This is a genomic window from Chamaesiphon sp. GL140_3_metabinner_50, assembly GCF_025361915.1.
In the GTDB taxonomy this organism is placed as follows: Bacteria; Cyanobacteriota; Cyanobacteriia; order Cyanobacteriales; family Chamaesiphonaceae; genus Chamaesiphon.
The window spans coordinates 1-17,122 of the sequence record NZ_JANYJC010000217.1; the positions used below are offsets into that span (position 1 = coordinate 1).

General features: G+C 45.9%; 20 protein-coding genes. 16 read left to right on the forward strand and 4 right to left on the reverse strand.

The window, feature by feature from the left end; translation table 11 throughout:
- Positions 1-219 precede the first annotated feature (219 nt).
- A complete protein-coding gene (locus tag Q0R35_RS10835) occupies positions 220-873 on the forward strand; it encodes a precorrin-8X methylmutase (protein WP_295617507.1) in 654 nt (217 codons plus the stop codon).
- Positions 874-1,056: 183 nt separating this feature from the next.
- Positions 1,057-1,767, forward strand: a complete 711-nt coding sequence (cobI, locus tag Q0R35_RS10840) for a precorrin-2 C(20)-methyltransferase (RefSeq protein WP_295617510.1) — start codon at positions 1,057-1,059, stop codon at positions 1,765-1,767.
- A gap of 1 nt (position 1,768) precedes the next feature.
- Here the strand turns inward: cobI and Q0R35_RS10845 are convergent, their stop codons facing one another.
- A complete protein-coding gene (locus Q0R35_RS10845; protein WP_295617513.1) occupies positions 1,769-3,508 on the reverse strand; it encodes an ABC transporter ATP-binding protein/permease in 1,740 nt (579 codons plus the stop codon).
- Positions 3,509-3,580: 72 nt separating this feature from the next.
- Between Q0R35_RS10845 and Q0R35_RS10850 the strand changes: the two genes are divergently transcribed.
- The 10 genes from Q0R35_RS10850 to Q0R35_RS10895 all read left to right on the forward strand — a co-directional run bounded on the left by Q0R35_RS10850 (position 3,581) and on the right by Q0R35_RS10895 (position 10,440).
- On the forward strand, positions 3,581-4,357 hold the full coding sequence (locus Q0R35_RS10850) for a hypothetical protein (protein WP_295617516.1): 777 nt from the start codon (positions 3,581-3,583) through the stop codon (positions 4,355-4,357).
- 65 nt (positions 4,358-4,422) lie between these two features.
- Complete coding sequence (locus Q0R35_RS10855) at positions 4,423-5,001, forward strand: phycobilisome protein (RefSeq protein WP_295617520.1); 579 nt, start codon at positions 4,423-4,425, stop codon at positions 4,999-5,001.
- Entirely contained in the window at positions 4,994-5,464 is a 471-nt protein-coding gene (locus Q0R35_RS10860) for a DUF2656 domain-containing protein (protein ID WP_295617523.1), read from the forward strand. Before Q0R35_RS10855 ends, Q0R35_RS10860 begins: the two co-directional genes overlap by 8 nt.
- A 409-nt stretch (positions 5,465-5,873) precedes the next feature.
- Complete coding sequence (locus tag Q0R35_RS10865; protein ID WP_295617526.1) at positions 5,874-6,722, forward strand: phycobilisome linker polypeptide; 849 nt, start codon at positions 5,874-5,876, stop codon at positions 6,720-6,722.
- 331 nt (positions 6,723-7,053) lie between these two features.
- The gene (locus Q0R35_RS10870) at positions 7,054-7,806 is read left to right on the forward strand and encodes a phycobilisome rod-core linker polypeptide (protein ID WP_295617529.1); all 753 of its coding nucleotides are present in this window, start codon (positions 7,054-7,056) and stop codon (positions 7,804-7,806) included.
- 348 nt (positions 7,807-8,154) lie between these two features.
- Positions 8,155-8,688, forward strand: a complete 534-nt coding sequence (locus Q0R35_RS10875) for a phycobiliprotein lyase (protein WP_295617532.1) — start codon at positions 8,155-8,157, stop codon at positions 8,686-8,688.
- 141 nt (positions 8,689-8,829) lie between these two features.
- Positions 8,830-9,420 (forward strand): chromophore lyase CpcT/CpeT, encoded by a 591-nt coding sequence (locus Q0R35_RS10880; RefSeq protein WP_295617535.1) that lies wholly within the window; start codon positions 8,830-8,832, stop codon positions 9,418-9,420.
- Positions 9,421-9,480: 60 nt separating this feature from the next.
- The gene (locus Q0R35_RS10885; protein WP_295617538.1) at positions 9,481-9,786 is read left to right on the forward strand and encodes a CpeR family transcriptional regulator; all 306 of its coding nucleotides are present in this window, start codon (positions 9,481-9,483) and stop codon (positions 9,784-9,786) included.
- Positions 9,783-9,968: a type I restriction enzyme endonuclease domain-containing protein gene (locus Q0R35_RS10890; RefSeq protein WP_295617541.1), complete on the forward strand. Its 186-nt coding sequence runs from the start codon at positions 9,783-9,785 to the stop codon at positions 9,966-9,968. The genes Q0R35_RS10885 and Q0R35_RS10890 overlap by 4 nt, the downstream gene beginning before the upstream one ends.
- A gap of 55 nt (positions 9,969-10,023) precedes the next feature.
- A complete protein-coding gene (locus Q0R35_RS10895; protein ID WP_295617544.1) occupies positions 10,024-10,440 on the forward strand; it encodes a hypothetical protein in 417 nt (138 codons plus the stop codon).
- On the opposite strand, the gene lepB (Q0R35_RS10900) is transcribed toward Q0R35_RS10895, so the two are convergent.
- Together lepB (Q0R35_RS10900) and lepB (Q0R35_RS10905) are read right to left on the reverse strand one after the other, a co-directional pair.
- Complete coding sequence (lepB, locus tag Q0R35_RS10900) at positions 10,437-11,078, reverse strand: signal peptidase I (RefSeq protein ID WP_295617547.1); 642 nt, start codon at positions 11,076-11,078, stop codon at positions 10,437-10,439. The two genes, Q0R35_RS10895 and lepB (Q0R35_RS10900), sit on opposite strands and share 4 nt — an antisense overlap.
- Positions 11,079-11,092: 14 nt before the next feature.
- A complete protein-coding gene (lepB, locus tag Q0R35_RS10905) occupies positions 11,093-11,791 on the reverse strand; it encodes a signal peptidase I (protein ID WP_295617550.1) in 699 nt (232 codons plus the stop codon).
- Between the two features lie 237 nt (positions 11,792-12,028).
- Here lepB (Q0R35_RS10905) and Q0R35_RS10910 point away from each other — a divergent pair, with 237 nt between their 5' ends.
- From Q0R35_RS10910 to Q0R35_RS10925, 4 genes are all read left to right on the forward strand, one after another.
- Positions 12,029-13,345 (forward strand): dihydroorotase, encoded by a 1,317-nt coding sequence (locus Q0R35_RS10910; protein ID WP_295617553.1) that lies wholly within the window; start codon positions 12,029-12,031, stop codon positions 13,343-13,345.
- Positions 13,346-13,404: 59 nt separating this feature from the next.
- Positions 13,405-13,689 carry a type II toxin-antitoxin system ParD family antitoxin gene (locus Q0R35_RS10915; RefSeq protein ID WP_295617557.1) on the forward strand — a complete coding sequence of 95 codons (285 nt, stop codon included), beginning with the start codon at positions 13,405-13,407 and terminating at the stop codon, positions 13,687-13,689.
- A 311-nt stretch (positions 13,690-14,000) separates the two neighbouring features.
- Positions 14,001-14,975, forward strand: coding sequence for a YHYH protein (locus Q0R35_RS10920; protein WP_295617562.1), 975 nt, complete (start codon positions 14,001-14,003; stop codon positions 14,973-14,975).
- Between the two features lie 66 nt (positions 14,976-15,041).
- Complete coding sequence (locus tag Q0R35_RS10925) at positions 15,042-15,446, forward strand: KTSC domain-containing protein (RefSeq protein WP_295617565.1); 405 nt, start codon at positions 15,042-15,044, stop codon at positions 15,444-15,446.
- 109 nt (positions 15,447-15,555) lie between these two features.
- On the opposite strand, the gene Q0R35_RS10930 is transcribed toward Q0R35_RS10925, so the two are convergent.
- Complete coding sequence (locus tag Q0R35_RS10930) at positions 15,556-16,770, reverse strand: YgcG family protein (protein WP_295617568.1); 1,215 nt, start codon at positions 16,768-16,770, stop codon at positions 15,556-15,558.
- Between the last annotated feature and the right edge of the window lie 352 nt (positions 16,771-17,122).

Consider the following 17,122-nt stretch of genomic DNA (forward strand, 5'->3'; position numbering starts at 1 on the left):
AGTCCCGATCGCGATCGTCAATCTCATCGCCACCTACCACCAAAATCGCCTCAATCCGCAAGAATCTTTTCGATCGTTTACCCGTCGGGATAGGGGATAGGGAATAGGGAATAGGGAATAGGGTAAATCAATATCTATCGCTCCAGACTCCCCACACTCCTTACTTCTTACTCCTTACTTCTTACTCCCATCTCCCACCTCCCATCTCCAAACTAATTCATGTCCTCCAAAATCACCATCCCCGCACCCCTACAATACATCCGCGATGGGGCGGAAATTTATCGCCAATCATTTGCTACGATTCGATCGGAGGCGCAACTAGATACATTACCAGCCGATTTCAATGCTGTCGCCGTGCGGCTGATCCATGCTTGTGGGATGATTGATATTGTTAAGGATCTCGATTACTCGATCGATGCCGTGCGAATTGGGCGCAAAGCATTAGCAGATGGGGCACCAATATTGTGCGACGCGCGGATGGTAGCAGATGGCGTGACGCGCAAACGGCTACCTGTAGATAACCGCGTAATTTGTACCCTTCCAGATCCGCAAGTTGCTGATTTAGCCGCCCAATTAGAGAATACCCGATCGGCTGCCGCTTTAGAATTATGGCGACCTCATTTAGCTGGCTCGGTAATTGCGATCGGAAATGCACCCACAGCTTTATTTAGACTCCTCGAAATGCTCGACGCAGGCGCACCCAAACCCGCACTGATTCTCGGTTTTCCGGTTGGTTTTGTGGGTGCGGTAGAATCTAAAGCAGCTCTAGCGGCAGATAGTCGGGGCGTACCTTTTCTGACGATTCACGGGCGACGGGGTGGTAGTGCGATGGCGGCGGCGGCGGTTAATGCGTTGGCGATGGAGCGGGAATAGGTTTTAGGTTTTAGGTTTTAGGCTTTAGGGAAAAGGGAAAAGGGGAAAGGGAAAAGGAGTCAGAAATACAATTCTTCTAAAACCTAAAGCCCAAAATCTAATACCTAATACCTAATACCTAATACCTAATACCTAATACCTGAAAAGTTGAAATCCAATTCAAATGCGGAACATTCGATCGTAATGGTTGCAATTCAGACGGGGAGATTATATGGTATTGGGGTTGGCCCTGGCGATCCTGAGTTATTGACACTCAAGGCGTTTCGACTATTGCAGTCGGCTCCGGTGATTGCCTATCAATCGGCGAACGATCGCGAAAGTATCGCTCGATCGATTGTCGCACCCTATTTAACTGGCAAGCAAATCGAAGTTTGTTTTCATTTTCCCCGCGCGCTCGATCCTGAAGCTGCCCAAGAATTATATGCTGAAGCAATTAGACCGATCGTAGCGCATTTAGCCGCAGGGTTAGATGTGGTGGTATTATGCTGTGGCGATCCGTTATTTTACGGCTCGTTCATGTATTTATTTACCCGATTAGCCGATCGATTTGTCACCGAAATCGTGCCGGGAGTAGCGTCACCAATGGGTGCCGCCGCCGCGATCGGCACGCCGATCTGTTATCGTAATGATATTTTCAGTATTTTGTCGGCAACTTTATCGGCAGATATATTGACTGCTCAATTAGTCAATGCCGATGCAGTTGCTATTATTAAACTCCGTCGCCATTTTGAGAAAGTTCGTCAGATATTGAGCGATTTAGATTTATTATCTCGCGCTAAATACATCGAACATGCAACTTCAACCGAGCAAAAAATTATCGCGATCGAAGATGTCGATCCGCGCAATATTCCCTATTTTTCGATGATTATCATCCCTAGTAAAACTCAACTATAACCTATGTTTCCAGGGGAAGAGGATCGGCTGTGGTTAGCATCCAGGTTTGATGTTCGGCTTCAGTATCGGCATCGACGGCAGTTAAATCTAAAATCGATCGGTGATAATCGCTCAAGCTTTCTCGATGTCCGACGCTGAGAAATGTCATTCCCGATGCTTGTAATTCCTGATATAGATGCGCTTCGTTGTTGGCATCAAGGGCACTAGTAGCTTCATCTAAAATAGCATATTTAGGACGATTGAGTAACAATCTGGCAAAAATCAATCGCTGTTGTTCGCCTAAAGATAGCACTTGCGACCAATTTTGTTCGGTATCGAATCCGTCATGCCGTTGAGCGAGATCTGGTAAATTAACCCGAATTAAAATCTCTTTTAGTTGCAGATCGTCAACTTTCAAATCTAGATTTGGATACAGTAATTGGTCGCGAAGTGTACCCAAAACCATATAAGGTCGTTGGGGTAAAAATAGCATTTGGGTTAGTGCTGGTCGGATAATTGTGCCTGTCCCGGCAGACCATAATCCGACGATCGCCCGGAGCAAGGAACTTTTACCACAACCGCTCGGCCCTCTGACTAGTAAGCCTTGACCTGCGGGTAATGTGACTGATAAACTTTCGATCAGAGTTCTTTGATAGTTGGGTGTTTGGAGCGTCATGTTAGCTAACTCTAAACGTTCGCCAACTTTAGTCTCGATCGTATCGTGCTGCTGCGAATCGACTGCTTCAATTGGGAGAGTGGGATCTAAAGATGCTGAAAATGTAAATAACCGCTCGACTCCAGCACTAAAAGTAGTCAGCGATTGAAACCGCGATACAATTAGGTTGAGCGAGAAGAAGACCCGAATAAATGCGCCTTGAGCTTCAGTAACTTTACCAATTTCTAATTCGCCCGAAAATATTCCGGGGGCGACGACGATCGCCGGGAGAATAAAGGGAATAAATTCATAAGCATTAGTTAAAATATTGAGATTTAATTCCCAAAAAATCAATTTTTTAAAGTTATTAATTACCTCAGTAAATCGACCTTTAATCAGACCTGATTCATATTGCTCGCCCTGATAAAAAGCGATCGCTTCGGCATTTTCGCGGACTCGCACCAACCCAAACCGGAAATCAGCTTCCTTTTTAATCTGGTCGAAATTGAGTCGCGTTAAGGGTTTACCAAAGATCCCGACAGTGGTGAGCGTACCAATCAGAGCGTAGAGGACTAAAAATAGCACCAATGGCTGCGAAATGCCCCACAGGACGCTGGCAAAGGCACCAATGGCGAGGAGGGAATCGACGATCGCTAGCAGCAGCGTCAGCGACTCCTGGGTAAAGCTTTTGACATCTTCACTAATCCGTCGATCGGGATTATCGATCGCACTATCTGGATCGGTAAGATTGTAGAAAGAGCGGTGCTGAAAATAGCGATCGATAAAATCGTCTGTCAACCACTTGCGCCAATTTAAGCCCAGTCGATCGCGCAGATAGGTATAACCAGCATACAGTGGCGCGTAGACAACTAATGTCCCGGCAAAAATCCAGATTGTTTGCCAAAATCTGACTTCATCTTTCGCCGATAGTGCCGAAATCAGTTCGCCCCGCTTACCATTGAGCAACACCGCCAGTCCGGTATAGCATAAGGACATTAGCACGATCGCCAACAGCAGTCCCCGCGCCCGCCATTTTGACTCGCTCGACCAGTAGGACTTGGCGATCGCCCAAAACTGCTTAAATATAGTTAGATTAAATCGTTGCATCGCTATTGATATTCACTGCTACGATCGGTTATTACACAAAAAAGTCAATTTTAACAGGCTCAAAGTCTTAATATGCAAACTACTAATGCCGATCGAGCTGCTGCGATCGAGATCTCTGGCGTAAAATTGGTTAAGTGGAAAAATATGCTCAAAGAGCGCAAGATTAGTACCACTAAGAAGTTATTATCGCGAGTTCCTGAAATTAGTGGCGAACCAGTGGCGCGCAAGGCTCTGAATGGGCAAAGGTTAGATCGTCCGACTTGGGAAGCAATTTTTAAAGGATTGAAGGTGTATCGTGACGAGTTTTTTACTGATGTGGAATGGTTCGATCGCGATTTAACCGTGACTTGGGGGCTATTGTGGGACATGGCGGCGGATGCGTCCGATCGATTCGGGCTAGTATTACCGCCCGGAGATGCTAATCTCGATGGGAATCGGTTTCAACAGACGATCGTCAGTCGCACTTCGGTATTGTTAGAAATATCTGGGGGGATGCTGGGTTATCTACTGTTGTTAGAGCGAGATCCACTGGGTAATGTGGTGTTGCTCGCCCCTTCGCCGCTGATGGCAAATCCCGCACTGACGGGTACGATCCAACGACTACCGCAATATCCACCATCGCCGTTTGAATTTTTGCAGCCGATTACGGTCGGTACTACCTGCTTGTGGGCGGGAATTTTTGCGAAGTTGCCAGAGTTTAAATGGTTGGCGGATGCCCAGAAAAGACCGCTCCGATTGCAGTTAGCACAGCTTACAGATCTGTTTGAGTATATTCGCAAACAGCCCCAAACTATTCCGCTCTGGCGATCGAGTTATGTGGTGACAACTGAGTTAGATCCTCGCATTTGAGAAAGTATAATAAGTTTGGCAAACCGATCTCTAAATAGGGTCGAACTTATCTTTAAAAAAATCACATGTTGACCGATCGAATTAAAGATCTGATTGCTAGAGCCAGAATTGTCAGCTTTACTAGTTGGCAATCTCACCCCGCAGCTAGCATCGCTATTTTCCAAGCCGCTGAAGATGCGCGGGTTTACCTCACCGATGAAAATTATGCCCAAATTGCGGCACTTTCACCTGCAACATCTAACCTAATCCCAATTTCTCAATTATTGCGCGATCGGGTCGTCGAAATCATCGATGAAGCTAGAATCCAACTCTATACTCAATTTCCCCACATTGCCGAACCAGGTGGCGGACTTTATCCCCCCGAACGCGCTGAGGCTTGTTGGCGAGATTTTTGGCACTATCTTCGCCCGATTAGTTATGGGTTGGCGGGTGGTAATTCCGAGTACACCAGTGCTGAAGGATTAAAAAATATGCAAGCTCTCTATCAAGAGTTACAAGTCCCCCTCGATGCGATGACAGTCGGACTTGAAGGCATGAAAGCAGCAAGTTTGCGACGACTAGATCCCAGTCAACATGCGATCGTTACGCCCTACTTCGACCACCTCATCGGTCAACTAAAATCCTTCACAACCAGCCATGAATAGCCCTCAAACCTTGCGAATGCTCCTCTCTCACAATTTCGACATCAAGGATGCTAATGTCCCCGCCATGAGTCGGGAAGCCTTCACTCAGGTATTCATCGATGGTTTCAGTTCTCATCTAGAAGTCCAATGTCGTCAAGTCGATAATCCACACTGGATCGTCGAAGTCGTGTGTCAGGAAAATTTGCTTACACCGCACCAATTGGGTGAAAAATGCGCCGAGATTTTAACAACTAGTCGGACAAAATCGTCAGGTTCGATCGAGTTTGACATTTTAATTTTAGGTGGCATTAAAACCACCCCCGCCACCAGTAGTTCTCCCGATGCCTTGCAAGCCAACCAATGGGGCGTAGATGTGGTTGAAACTAAGTCAGGGGATGGGTTCTTACAATCGATCGGCTGGGATGCGACGATCGCAGGTAAATCTCCAGACAGTATCTTTAAAGTGGCATCGAGAGTCGCTTAACTAGGCTTTAGGTATTAGGTATTGGGCTTTAGGCGTTAGGCGTTAGGTATTAGGCTTTAGGTATTAGGCTTTAGGGGGAACCACCAATCCAAAATCCAAAGTGCGATCGCTATTCAAAGTGGTATCAAAGTGGTGTCACTCTGGCACAGCGAATTGCCACGGTAAAACTTAATGATTCTTAGTATTCAGAGTTACAGCTATATATGAAGATTAGTATAGAGAAGATTATAAAAGCTTATGGGAGAGGAGAGTGGGTAACTTAGCTTGCTAGGTTGACTGCTAGAGTCCGAACCCGCTCATAATTCACGGATTGAAGGTTATTACTTGTAAAGGTAATGCCAAAATTGCTTAAAATTTTGAGACAATTGTTCTCAGATTTATGATTGTGCAGTTAAAGGAGACTTAGTAAATGTATTTTGGGCCAGCTTCACAGTTAGGTGTCAGCCTATTTGACGAAACCCCACCAGTCGAGTGGGTACCCGGACGCTCCGTTGACGAAGCCGAGACAATTATCCGTGCCGTTTATCGCCAAGTACTAGGTAATGCCTATGTCATGGAGAGCGAACGGGCGGTAGTTGCCGAGTCTCAGTTCAAGAGCGGTTTTTATAGCGTAAGAGAATTTGTCCGCGCGATCGCGAAATCCGATGCTTACATGTCTCGTTTTAGCGATTGTCCTCGCTATCGGTTCGTGGAATTAAACTTCCGCCATCTATTAGGTCGTGCGCCTAATAGCTATGACGAAATGAAAGCTCACAGTGCCATCTTAGATGCTGGTGACTTTGATGCCGAAATCGATTCATACATCGACAGCGACGAGTACCAGAACGTGTTTGGCGATAATATCGTTCCTTACATTCGCGGCTACAAAACCGAAGCCATCACCCACATGGTGGGCTTTACCCACACGTTCCAATTGGTACGTGGGGCATCTACTAGCTCCCTCAAGGCCGACTTGGCTGGTAAATCGCCCAAACTCAACGCTTTGGTCATTAACGCGATCGCTACGGCTGTTACGGCTCCTGGTAACACCTTCCGCAATCCGCCAATTAACCCCCGCTCTCGTCATGGTGCGGGTGCTGGCGACCAAGGTAAAGTTTACCGGATCGAGGTTACTGGTTATCGGGCTAAAACGCTCAATAACATTTCCAAGTTCCGTCGCAGCAACCAAGTCTACATGGTGCCCTACGAGCAGTTGTCAGAAACCTATCAACGGATTCACAAGCAAGGTGGTTCGATCGTCAGTATGACGGCGGTTTAGGCTAGGTTTTAGGTTTTAGGTCTTAGGCTTGAATCCCCGATTCTGGTTTCCCCTTTGTTAAGGCTACCGCGTACCGACAAGTTATTTGAGTTGCTGCGTAGTCCTTTACCCCACCCCAACCCTCCCCTTATAAAGGGGAGGGAGCAAAAGCCCGCCTTTATAAGGGGGGTTGGGGGGTAAATTATAGGGGGGTAAATCATAGAAGGGATTCTCTAAGGTTTACGAGTGCGAAACTACACGCATCCCAACGCCCTCTGATGTATTTGCGGTTTTCACCGCCAATTTTTGCTAAGTAAGTATCAAATAACAACAATTTAGGATCGAAATAATTATGGCAACCATGACAAGAATGGAATTATGGCCCAATCGTGAGGTTGATGACGTACAAGCCGTCATTCGGGCAGTTTACAAGCACGTTTTGGGCAATCCTCATGTAATGGAAAGCGAACGTCTCACCTCTGCCGAATCGCAATTGGCAGATGGCAGCCTCTCCGTCCGGGAATTCGTCCGTGCGGTGGGTAAATCTGAATTTTATCGCAATCGCTACTTCCAAAAATGCGCGCCTTATCGGTTCACCGAACTGAACTTCATGCATTTCTTGGGTCGCCCTCCCGAATCCAAAGCCGAAGTATCCGCACATATCGTGCGTTGTGTCGCTGAAGGTTACGATGCCGAAATCGATTCTTATGTCGATAGCGATGAGTATCAGTCTACTTTTGGGGAAAATATCGTTCCTTACAATCGCAGTCTGAGTGAAGATGGTAAAAGTCAAGTAGCTTACAATCGGCTGATTGCGATCGATCGCGGCCCCGCGCAAGTAAGCAGCTCGGTTAAGTCTTCGCAACTCGTCTATTCGGTTGCTACCAATAGCACCAGCAAAACTACCGCATCCAAAGTCAGTTTGGGCGGTTCTGGTGAAGCTAACAAAAAGATGTTCAAGATTGTCGTTACTGGTGCCAAATTTACTGGCCCGCGTCGCGTCAGTACTACTGAATATATCGTACGTGGCGATCGGATGACTCCTCAGATTCAACGCATCAACCGCACCAGCGGCAAAATCGTCAGTATTACTGAAATCGTCTAGAACCGATTTTAGTGTGGTTGGCTGCGGCGGGGATCTTTACCCCACCCCAGCCCTCCCCTTATAAAGGGGAGGGAGCCGGAAAGTTTCCTTAGATAAATAAAGGGATCTGGAAAGCCCCCCTTTATAAGGGGGGTTGGGGGGTAAGCCATCGCCGTCGCAGTCAGTCTTATTTAGATCTAAACACGGTCGATCTGTGCATCATAGCTGAGTAATCAGTCTTACCGATAACTTTTACTGAGTTAGCACTCGATCGATCCGATCGATTATTTATTGGTTTTATTAAATTTTAAGATTAAAACGATCGCGCCGAGCGTCGTCAAAATCAAAAAAACGTTAATTTAGGTACGAATGGACATTACTCAATTTGTAGCAGGTTCGATCGGGCAATGGAAGTCACAACGGAGTGCCCATCACATGATTTTCGGGCACTTTGAAGCAGTGCGATCGGAAATCGAGATCGTCGCCCTCACGCCAGATAATCCCGCCGTCATCGAGCTGTGTCAAGCTTATAGCATCGATCCCAGTCAAGCGGTTTCGCCATTCCAAATGAGTTGGGAAGGAGAATCTGATTGGGATGAAGCCGAGGTGCTTAAAGGGAGTACTGTCTTAGTACCGATTCCCGATCCCAATTTGCTAAATGGGGGTCAATTATTGCGCGATCGCGGTTATGCTGAAACTATCCCAGCCGCCGCTCGCTATCAGATTACTGAAGATGGTACTTTCGTATTGATAACTGAATACGATCGCGCCGCCGCTGAAGAGCGAATCTGGTTTGTCAATCCTAATTTAAGGTTTCGCGTATCGACAATTAAAACCAGCGATGGTAATGGTGTCGTAACGGCTTCCTTTTCCTCCGAATTACGATCGATGACAACAACTTAGGCGTTGCTGGATCGGAGTATGAAAATGTTAGCGATGGGAGATGGGAGTTCGGAGTTCGGAGACATCTCATATAGAATTGAAACAGCAAGAGAATAGTAACTATTCCCTATTCACTATCCACTATTCACTATCCACTAACTCATGAGCGATTCAATTCTCTTAGCTCGGTGGATGGCTGGTGATTTTAGCAATCACCAACAAGCAGCCGCAGAGCCTCAACATTACGCGCATATTCGGATCTTTTTTCGTCCGTTACCGTTTGAATTTTTTAATGCGATCGGATTTTACTCCGAGCAGGTATACGATTACGATTTATGGAGTCCTTATCGTCAGGGGGTGCATAAATTAGTAGATCGCGGCGAAGATACTTACATTGAAAACTATAGCCTCAAAGATGCGATGCTATATGCTGGAGCTGCTAGAGAGCCGGATATTCTTAAAACAATCACTCACGATTGTCTCGAACGTCGGTGTAATTGTTCGATGATTTTTAGTCGCGATGGCGAAATATTTCGCGGACGAGTCGAGCCGGGAAATCAATGTTTCATCGAACGCAATGGGGCGACGACTTACTTAATTAGCGATGTCGAAATCGGCGAAAATACCTGGGTGAGTCTCGATAAGGGGATGGATATTAATACTCATGAAAAAGTCTGGGGTTCGGCTTTTGGCATGTTAAAATTTGAAAAAGTAACCAGTTTTGCAGACGAAATAAATCCTAATTCGTTATAATTTGAACTAGATTCATACTTGGCTTGTCTATCTAATTGGTACCGATCGGTTCCCATCGCTATGTTACCACCAGAAGCCGAGAAAAAAATGCAATGCTGGGTGCGAAGCCGACACCTAATTTCTTTAGGTAACTTTTTTGTATTTGAAACTGTTGACTATAGCACGATCGAGCGATTTACTGACTGTATCGAAGCCTTGGGTGGAACGTTAATTTCGGTCGAATCGATCGGTAAAATTTGGATCGGCGATCGATGTCAAGTCATACTATATCAAGCTAAAGCTAGTCTGCATACTCCCCATCATCAAATTAAACAGTATTGGATTAAATACGGCAGTTTTAGAACTAGATTTGACGAACGAGTTTGAATATTGAAATCGAACGGTATCGACTCCAAATCCTCCAAACCATCGGCTATGCCTACAGCAACGGCTACGACTACAACCTCAAAGAGAGCATCCGTGCTAAAATGAAGGCGACAGTCAAAAGACTACTTCTGCAATATGGGTATCCTGCACAGATGGAAGTAGCGACAGAAGTGCTGTATTGAGCAATCCAAGGTGTTCGCAGAACTTGATGACAAGCTTTAGTTGTAAAAAATTAAAATGGAAGACAATTTACCAGAAGACGAGTTTAAAATATCAGAAGACGAACTTAGAGAATACTTGCAATCGAGTCAAAAAGATCCCGACTACGAGGTATTAAGCGAGAAAAATCGCAGGTTTAGCTCTAGCTCGATGAGGGATGAACTGATGGAGATGATTGAAAAAGTTCATCAAGCAATATCGAAGTTGGATAAAAGTACGGAATCTCAAACCGAAAGATGTATCGATCTACTCGAAAAATTATCGGGTGCCTGTGTTGCACAGACTAACGTACTTGCCGAACACGAGCAAGCAATCGAGCAATTGCAAAGAATTGTTAAAAGCGATCGAAAGACTATTGCCATTCTGACGGGGTTGACGTTGTTGTCAATGTCTTTGTCGCTGCCAATTCTAGCAGCTAATTTTATAGCTCACTAGTAGCGATAATCGGGTTGTGGATCGATCCCGCCTGCGCGATTGATCGGCCAAAACCTAACTACTGCTTTACCAATAATTTTATCTTTGGGTAAAAAGCCCCAATAATGACCGTCGTAACTATTATTGCGGTTATCGCCTAAGACAAGATAACGATCCTTAGGAACGATGCCATCAGGAACAATTTCGGTACTACTCCAGCGATATGCAGCAGGTTCGCCGAGATACTTTTCGGAGAGGACTTTACCATTAATATATACTAGACCGTGCTTGACATCAATCCGATCGCCGGGAAGTCCGATTACCCGTTTGATAAACGGTTCCTTGAATTTTTTCTCGCCATCAGCTTTTAATTCTTGTTCCAGTTTGGCGGTAGGATAAAATACCACAATATCGCCGCGTACGGGATCGGAAAATTTATAGCTAATCTTATCGATAATTAGTCGATCGTTAATTTGCAATGTAGGTAACATCGAGCCGGACGGAATATAGCGAGAGTCAGCTACAAAAGTCCTAATTCCCAATGCCAAAAAGACGCTAAATCCGATGACTTTGAGCGTCTCGCCCCACGGACTTTCTACTTTTTCAGGTGCGATAGTTGGTTCTAAAATTGTCGATCGATCTCGTTCTTCTTCATCCATGTGTATTGATGTACTTAGCGATAATCGGGCTGTGGATCGATGCCACCCGCACGATCGATCGGCCAAAAGCGGACGACTGCTTTCCCGACGATCTTATCTTTAGGTACGAAGCCCCAGTAGTGACTATCGTAACTATTATTGCGGTTATCTCCCAGCACTAAATACTGCCCCTTGGGAATAATGCCATCAGTGGGCCAAGGTACTTTATACAGTTCGTCGCTAGCGTAGCGATCGTTAGTACTCCAATCTTTAGCAGGGGGTTCGTCTAAATAATTTTCGGATAAGAGTTTACCATTGACGTAAACTTTACCACCTTTAACAGCAACCCGATCGCCAGGTAAACCAATTACCCGTTTGATAAAAGCATCTTTATACTTTTCTTTTTCTAATTGGGCGGTAGGATTAAAGACAACAACATCGCCACGGACGGGATCGGAAAATAGATAGCTAACCTTATCGATAATCAATCGATCGTTAATTTGCAATGTTGGTAACATCGAGCCAGACGGAATATACCGCGCCTCAGCCACAAAAGTCCGAATCCCAAAAGCTAAGAGTACACTCAACCCGATCGTTTTGATCGTTTCAGCCCAAGGATTTTCGACTTTGGGTTCGGGTGCAGTAGTCGGAGCATCACTCACTTCCTCGTACTCGGAACTAGTTTCAACTTCTGGAGGATGTTTAGAGTCTGATGGCGGCTGTTCGTAGTCCATAAGGCGATTGAGTGGGATATCAATGAGTGAGTGGGTGCGAGTTGAGAGCCGATGCTGCTGCGATCGTGAAATTATCGAATGCTCGTCCGAACAACCTCCCCGATCGTACTGTAAAATTTTAGGTGAGACTCGATTGAGATATCAAATCGTTACAGCTAAGTCTAAAATTATGGCGATCTCGTCTTTAAAATTGCATCGCCCATAGACCATTATGCCCTTTATTTTTACCGATCGAGTATGAACGCTAATTCTTTGCTAATCCGTCGCGCGCGCATCCTCTTGTCGGATCGTAAATGGCTAGTGGGTGATGTTTTAGTTCGAGACGAACGAATTGTCGAAATTGCCCCTGAGATTGCCAATACCGACGCAACTAGAGAAATTGACGCAACTGGCTTGGTTTTGTTGCCCGGTGTTATCGATCCGCAAGTCCATTTCCGCGAGCCAGGATTAGAGCATAAAGAAGATCTCGTCACCGCCAGCCATGCGTGCGCTAAAGGTGGCGTGACATCGTTTTTAGAGATGCCCAATACCAAACCACTAACCATTACCCAAGCTGCGCTCGATGATAAACTCGATCGCGCATCCCGTAAGAGCATCGTCAATTACGGCTTCTTTATTGGCGCGACTCCCGCCAACCTGCCAGATATTCGCACAGCCACCCCTACCTGCGGCATCAAGGTGTTCATGGGTTCGGCACATGGCGATCTGCTCGTCGATACTGCTGCCGCCTTAGAACCGATTTTCGCCCAGGGAGATCGCTTAATTGCGGTACATGCTGAAGATCAGGCACGCATCAACCAGCGCAAACAAGAATTTGCTGGCATTACCGATCCTGCCATCCATTCTCAAATTCAAGACGATATCGCCGCCCTCAATGCCACCAAACTCGCGGTAAAATTTTCCGACAAATACCAGCGTCGCCTACATATCCTCCATCTTTCCACCGCCATCGAAGTAGAATTCCTCCGCCAACATAAACCCGCCTGGGTAACTGCCGAAGTCACACCCCAACATTTGATGCTAAATACCGATGCCTATGCCCAAATCGGTACCCTAGCTCAGATGAATCCACCATTACGATCGCACCATGATAACGATGTATTGTGGGCGGGATTATTAGATGGCACGATCGATTTTATCGCCACCGATCACGCGCCCCATACTCTCGAAGAAAAAGCTAAAGGTTATCCCAATACCCCATCGGGAATGCCCGGAGTCGAGACATCATTACCTGTTATGCTTACCCAAGCAGTTGCCGGGAAATGTACGATCGAGCAAGTATCTAACTGGATGTCTACCGCAGTTGCCAAAGCTTATCATATTCCTAATAAAGGCACGATCGCGATCGGCTACGATGCCGATTTAGTATTAGTAGATCTCGAAAATTATCGCCCATTAGAACGTAAAGATATCGTCAGCAAATGCGGCTGGAGTCCCTTTGAAGGTTGGAGTCTTACGGGATACCCTGTTTACACGATCGTTAATGGGAATATTGTCTACGAAAAAGGTGAGATTCGATCGGATATTAAAGGTCAGGCTCTGCGATTTGAGTAAATTGCCTAAACGCTGGCTAGGCTATAATAGATAAAGGTTATAAATTGTGTTCTATGGTTATGAACCTAACACTCAAACCCGAATTAGAAAATTTTATTCACCAACAAATACTCGCGGGCAAGTATGCTAGCTCTGATGAAGCGATTGAGGCAGCATTGAATTTACTCCAATCTCAAAATTCAATAGAGCAATTGGCAACCGAACTACGATCTCAGATAGATAGTGCAGTAGCACAACTCGATTCGGCAGAGCCGACGCTACGCGAACGCGGGGAAGGATTAGATGGAGAATTTGTACTAGCTAATTTGAGAGCTAAACTACAAGCAGCAAAAGAGGCTCGGTAGATTGGCTCAGTATATTATCGCGCCAGATGCCGCTCGTGACTTAGAAGAAATATCGACATAATTATGCAGTACGTAACATTGAAGCGGGAGAAATAATATTATTCATAATCTTAGTTTTCCCTCAATTCGGTTTACACGATCGTCAAGGGAAATATAGTTGAGGAAACAGACTTCGATCTCGCGAAAGATAAATTCGATTAGTTCGATCGGCAACCGATCGAGGATAATAAATACAAAGATTCGATTGTCGCCGTTCGGGAAGACTCTAAGCAATGAGACACTTTGGGAAGATTGGGAATAGAAAATCGCTCGTGAGCTATGCGATCTCCATCTGTCTGTTTGTAGTCATGCTAATTGCTACTTTCGGCTGGCAGGCACTTGCTTATAAACCTTCACCAGCGAGCGTCGATCTGCGCCATATTCCCATCGGTGACGGGCGGATTTCGACTAAACCCCAAACAGGATTTCTGTGGTCTTGTCGGACTCAATTTGGCGGCTTGCGCCGACAGGGGGCACATGCCAGCGGCGATTGGATTGGTGATAATGCCACATATAATTTAACGACCAAACCGACAGTTAACGGTCGCGTCTATTGGCCGGGGGACTTCGATATTACCATCAAAGATCGATCGCGCCAGATTGCCAGCAATCGCCTCCCCCAAGATCCGACGGGTAATTTTCCGATCTCGCCACAGGATGATGCTTATGCATTCGATCGCAATCCTAATTCAATTCGATCGGGTACTGCAACCCTCAATTTACCCGCCAATCCCCAGCTAGCCGCACCCTCATGCGTACCGATGGGGCAAGTTGGCATATTGCTCAATGGTGGCTATTTATTTAACGCGCTCGATGCTAATGGCAAAGATGCCGTCGCTCACGAGATTCAAGATAGTTGCCAGGGACACCCCGAAAATCGCGGTACGTACCACTATCATAGTATTACCACCTGCTTGGATAAACGCGATCCTGGCAAGGGACACTCGGCATTATTAGGTTACGCACTGGATGGATTTGGCATCTACGGTCATCGCCTCGAAGGTGGTAAAGGTGCCACAAATAGCGATTTAGATGTCTGTCACGGTCATATCCATCCGGTCGATTGGGATGGCAAACAGACCCAAATCTATCACTATCATGCTACTTGGGAATATCCCTACACGATCGGCTGCTATCGCGGTACGCCGATAACAGTCGCTCGACCGCCCAGACCAGAACGTCGCCCAGAACCGCCGTCTGGAGCTAATAATCCTGAATTGAGACTTGACGATCGACCCAATTTATAATATAATAGTACTAAGGGTGTTGGCAAATAACTGAGGATTTCACCGATCGTAGGAGCGCATTTTTAGATGAAGCTAAGTAAAATCGATTTAAGCAGTTTGAGAGCGATCGCGCACGATGATAATGGACTCAAGCTGCTAATCGAGCGCGAAAATGAGATCGAATATATCGAAATTCCCGCTCCACTCGCAGCTTATGAAGGCTTGCAACTACTCGATCGGATTATGGCATCTACTCCTGCAATTGCGCCGAGTGAAGAGATTGAAATGTTGCCCGCCTGTTCTTCGATGGCAGCACAAGTAGGCTACGATGAAGAGCGCGAGATTTTGCAAATTGAATTTAATAGCGGAGCTGTTTATCAATATTCCCACGTCGAACCAGAACTATGGGAAGATCTGCAATCGACAGATTCGATCGGCAGTTTTTACAACCACGAAATTAAAGGTTATTATCCATCGCAGCAAATTGAATAATTGACGATATTAGATGATAGATGGCTGTAATGTCACGCTGCCAATTTTTTATCTAGCGATCGAACACAACGGCGAATACGATGGCTGGGGAACGGGAGTTGTTAAATAATTACCATCCGCCGCCAGCACCACCATCGCCACCGCCACCGCCACCGCTATCGCCACCGCCAAAGCTATCGCTACTACCGGAAGAATAGGTGACACTACCGATATACACACCATCAGCACTATAGACGGGAGATCCCGGTGCGATTTTCTCTTCTTGCTCTTTCACCAATAAACAAGAGTGGCATCGCTGTTTAATGCGGCGACTACCTGGTTTGGTGATGGTTGCAGGTACTAGAATTTCTACCGAGCGTTGAATCGTCCGCTCCTGACAGTTTGAACAGATCTGAAATTGCTGGTTATCTAGAATGTATTCTCGCAGGTGAATGCCCACAGGTGGAGTTGATTGTTTGCACTCCGGCGGACATTGCCAACCCTCGAAGGCAACACCCCCTAATTCTCGTGCGATACTTTGAGCTGGAGTTAGGTAAGTGAGTAAAGTTTGAGCATCGACTGGTTGCATTGTCAAACGACAGCCATTGCAGATGAGCGATTTGTCTCGTTGTCCATCTGTTCGCAAGGAACGTCCTTGCGGATCTACTTTCGGAGGTTGAAACATCAGCAAAATTATCCAGCAACTGATGGCAACGAAGATGGTGACGATCTCTAAAATCACATAAGTATTAGGTTTAACTGGTGAATATAGAGACGGTGGTTCTGATTCGATCCCCTCAGGAGCAGTGCGAACTGCTTGAATTAAAGATTGGGTGCCCACCCAGATCCCTTCGGCAAAGTTTCCCGATCGAAATCGAGGTAATATATCCATGTCGATCGTCGATTGCAGTTGAGAATTAGGTAGCAAATTCATGATGCCGCTACCAGTTTTGATTTCTACTTGCCGATCGCCCTCGGACACCAATAGTAACACACCGTTATTTTGACCTCGCTTACCGATGCCCCAATAGTTGAATAACTGTGTTGCAAAATCTTTAGGAGTGGGCGATGGACTGGTATCGGGAACGGTAACAACCGCTATTTCAATGCCATTATCTGCCTCTAGCTCAGAAATGGCTTGGTTGAGTTGCTTTTCCATTTGGGTATCTAACAGGTTAGCCAAATCGGTAACCCATTCTCCAGCCATCTGGCGAGGATTGGGAACATCCTGAATTGCTACAGCCAGACTAGTTAGAGGACAACTAAAGATACTCAAGCAGACGATCTCTAACACACACAAAAGTTGTTTGACCGATCGCATCGTAACCCATCGTGTTTGTAGCATATCCCATCATTCGTAACTATGCTTCAATTCTAAGCTGCATGAGATCGATCGTGTTAACTACGAGCTACGCGGCTACGGGGCAATAACTATTCACCAAGAAAATTGGTGAATAATTAATTTCCATTATTTTAAATCGAACAAAATCAACGGTAATAAAGTTTTTCGATTCGCCTGGTTATGATGGTAAATAAGGTCAATCTGTGGATTCTCGCTCGTGTGAGTATAACCAGTAGAAATCAAAATCGACAGCTAGTGAGAATCGATCGAGTCCTGCTGTAATATCTCGATCGAAATTCAATCCTGGATAGTTAAGGTGAAAATAGGCTACCAGTTGCATCCACCCGCCAAACTC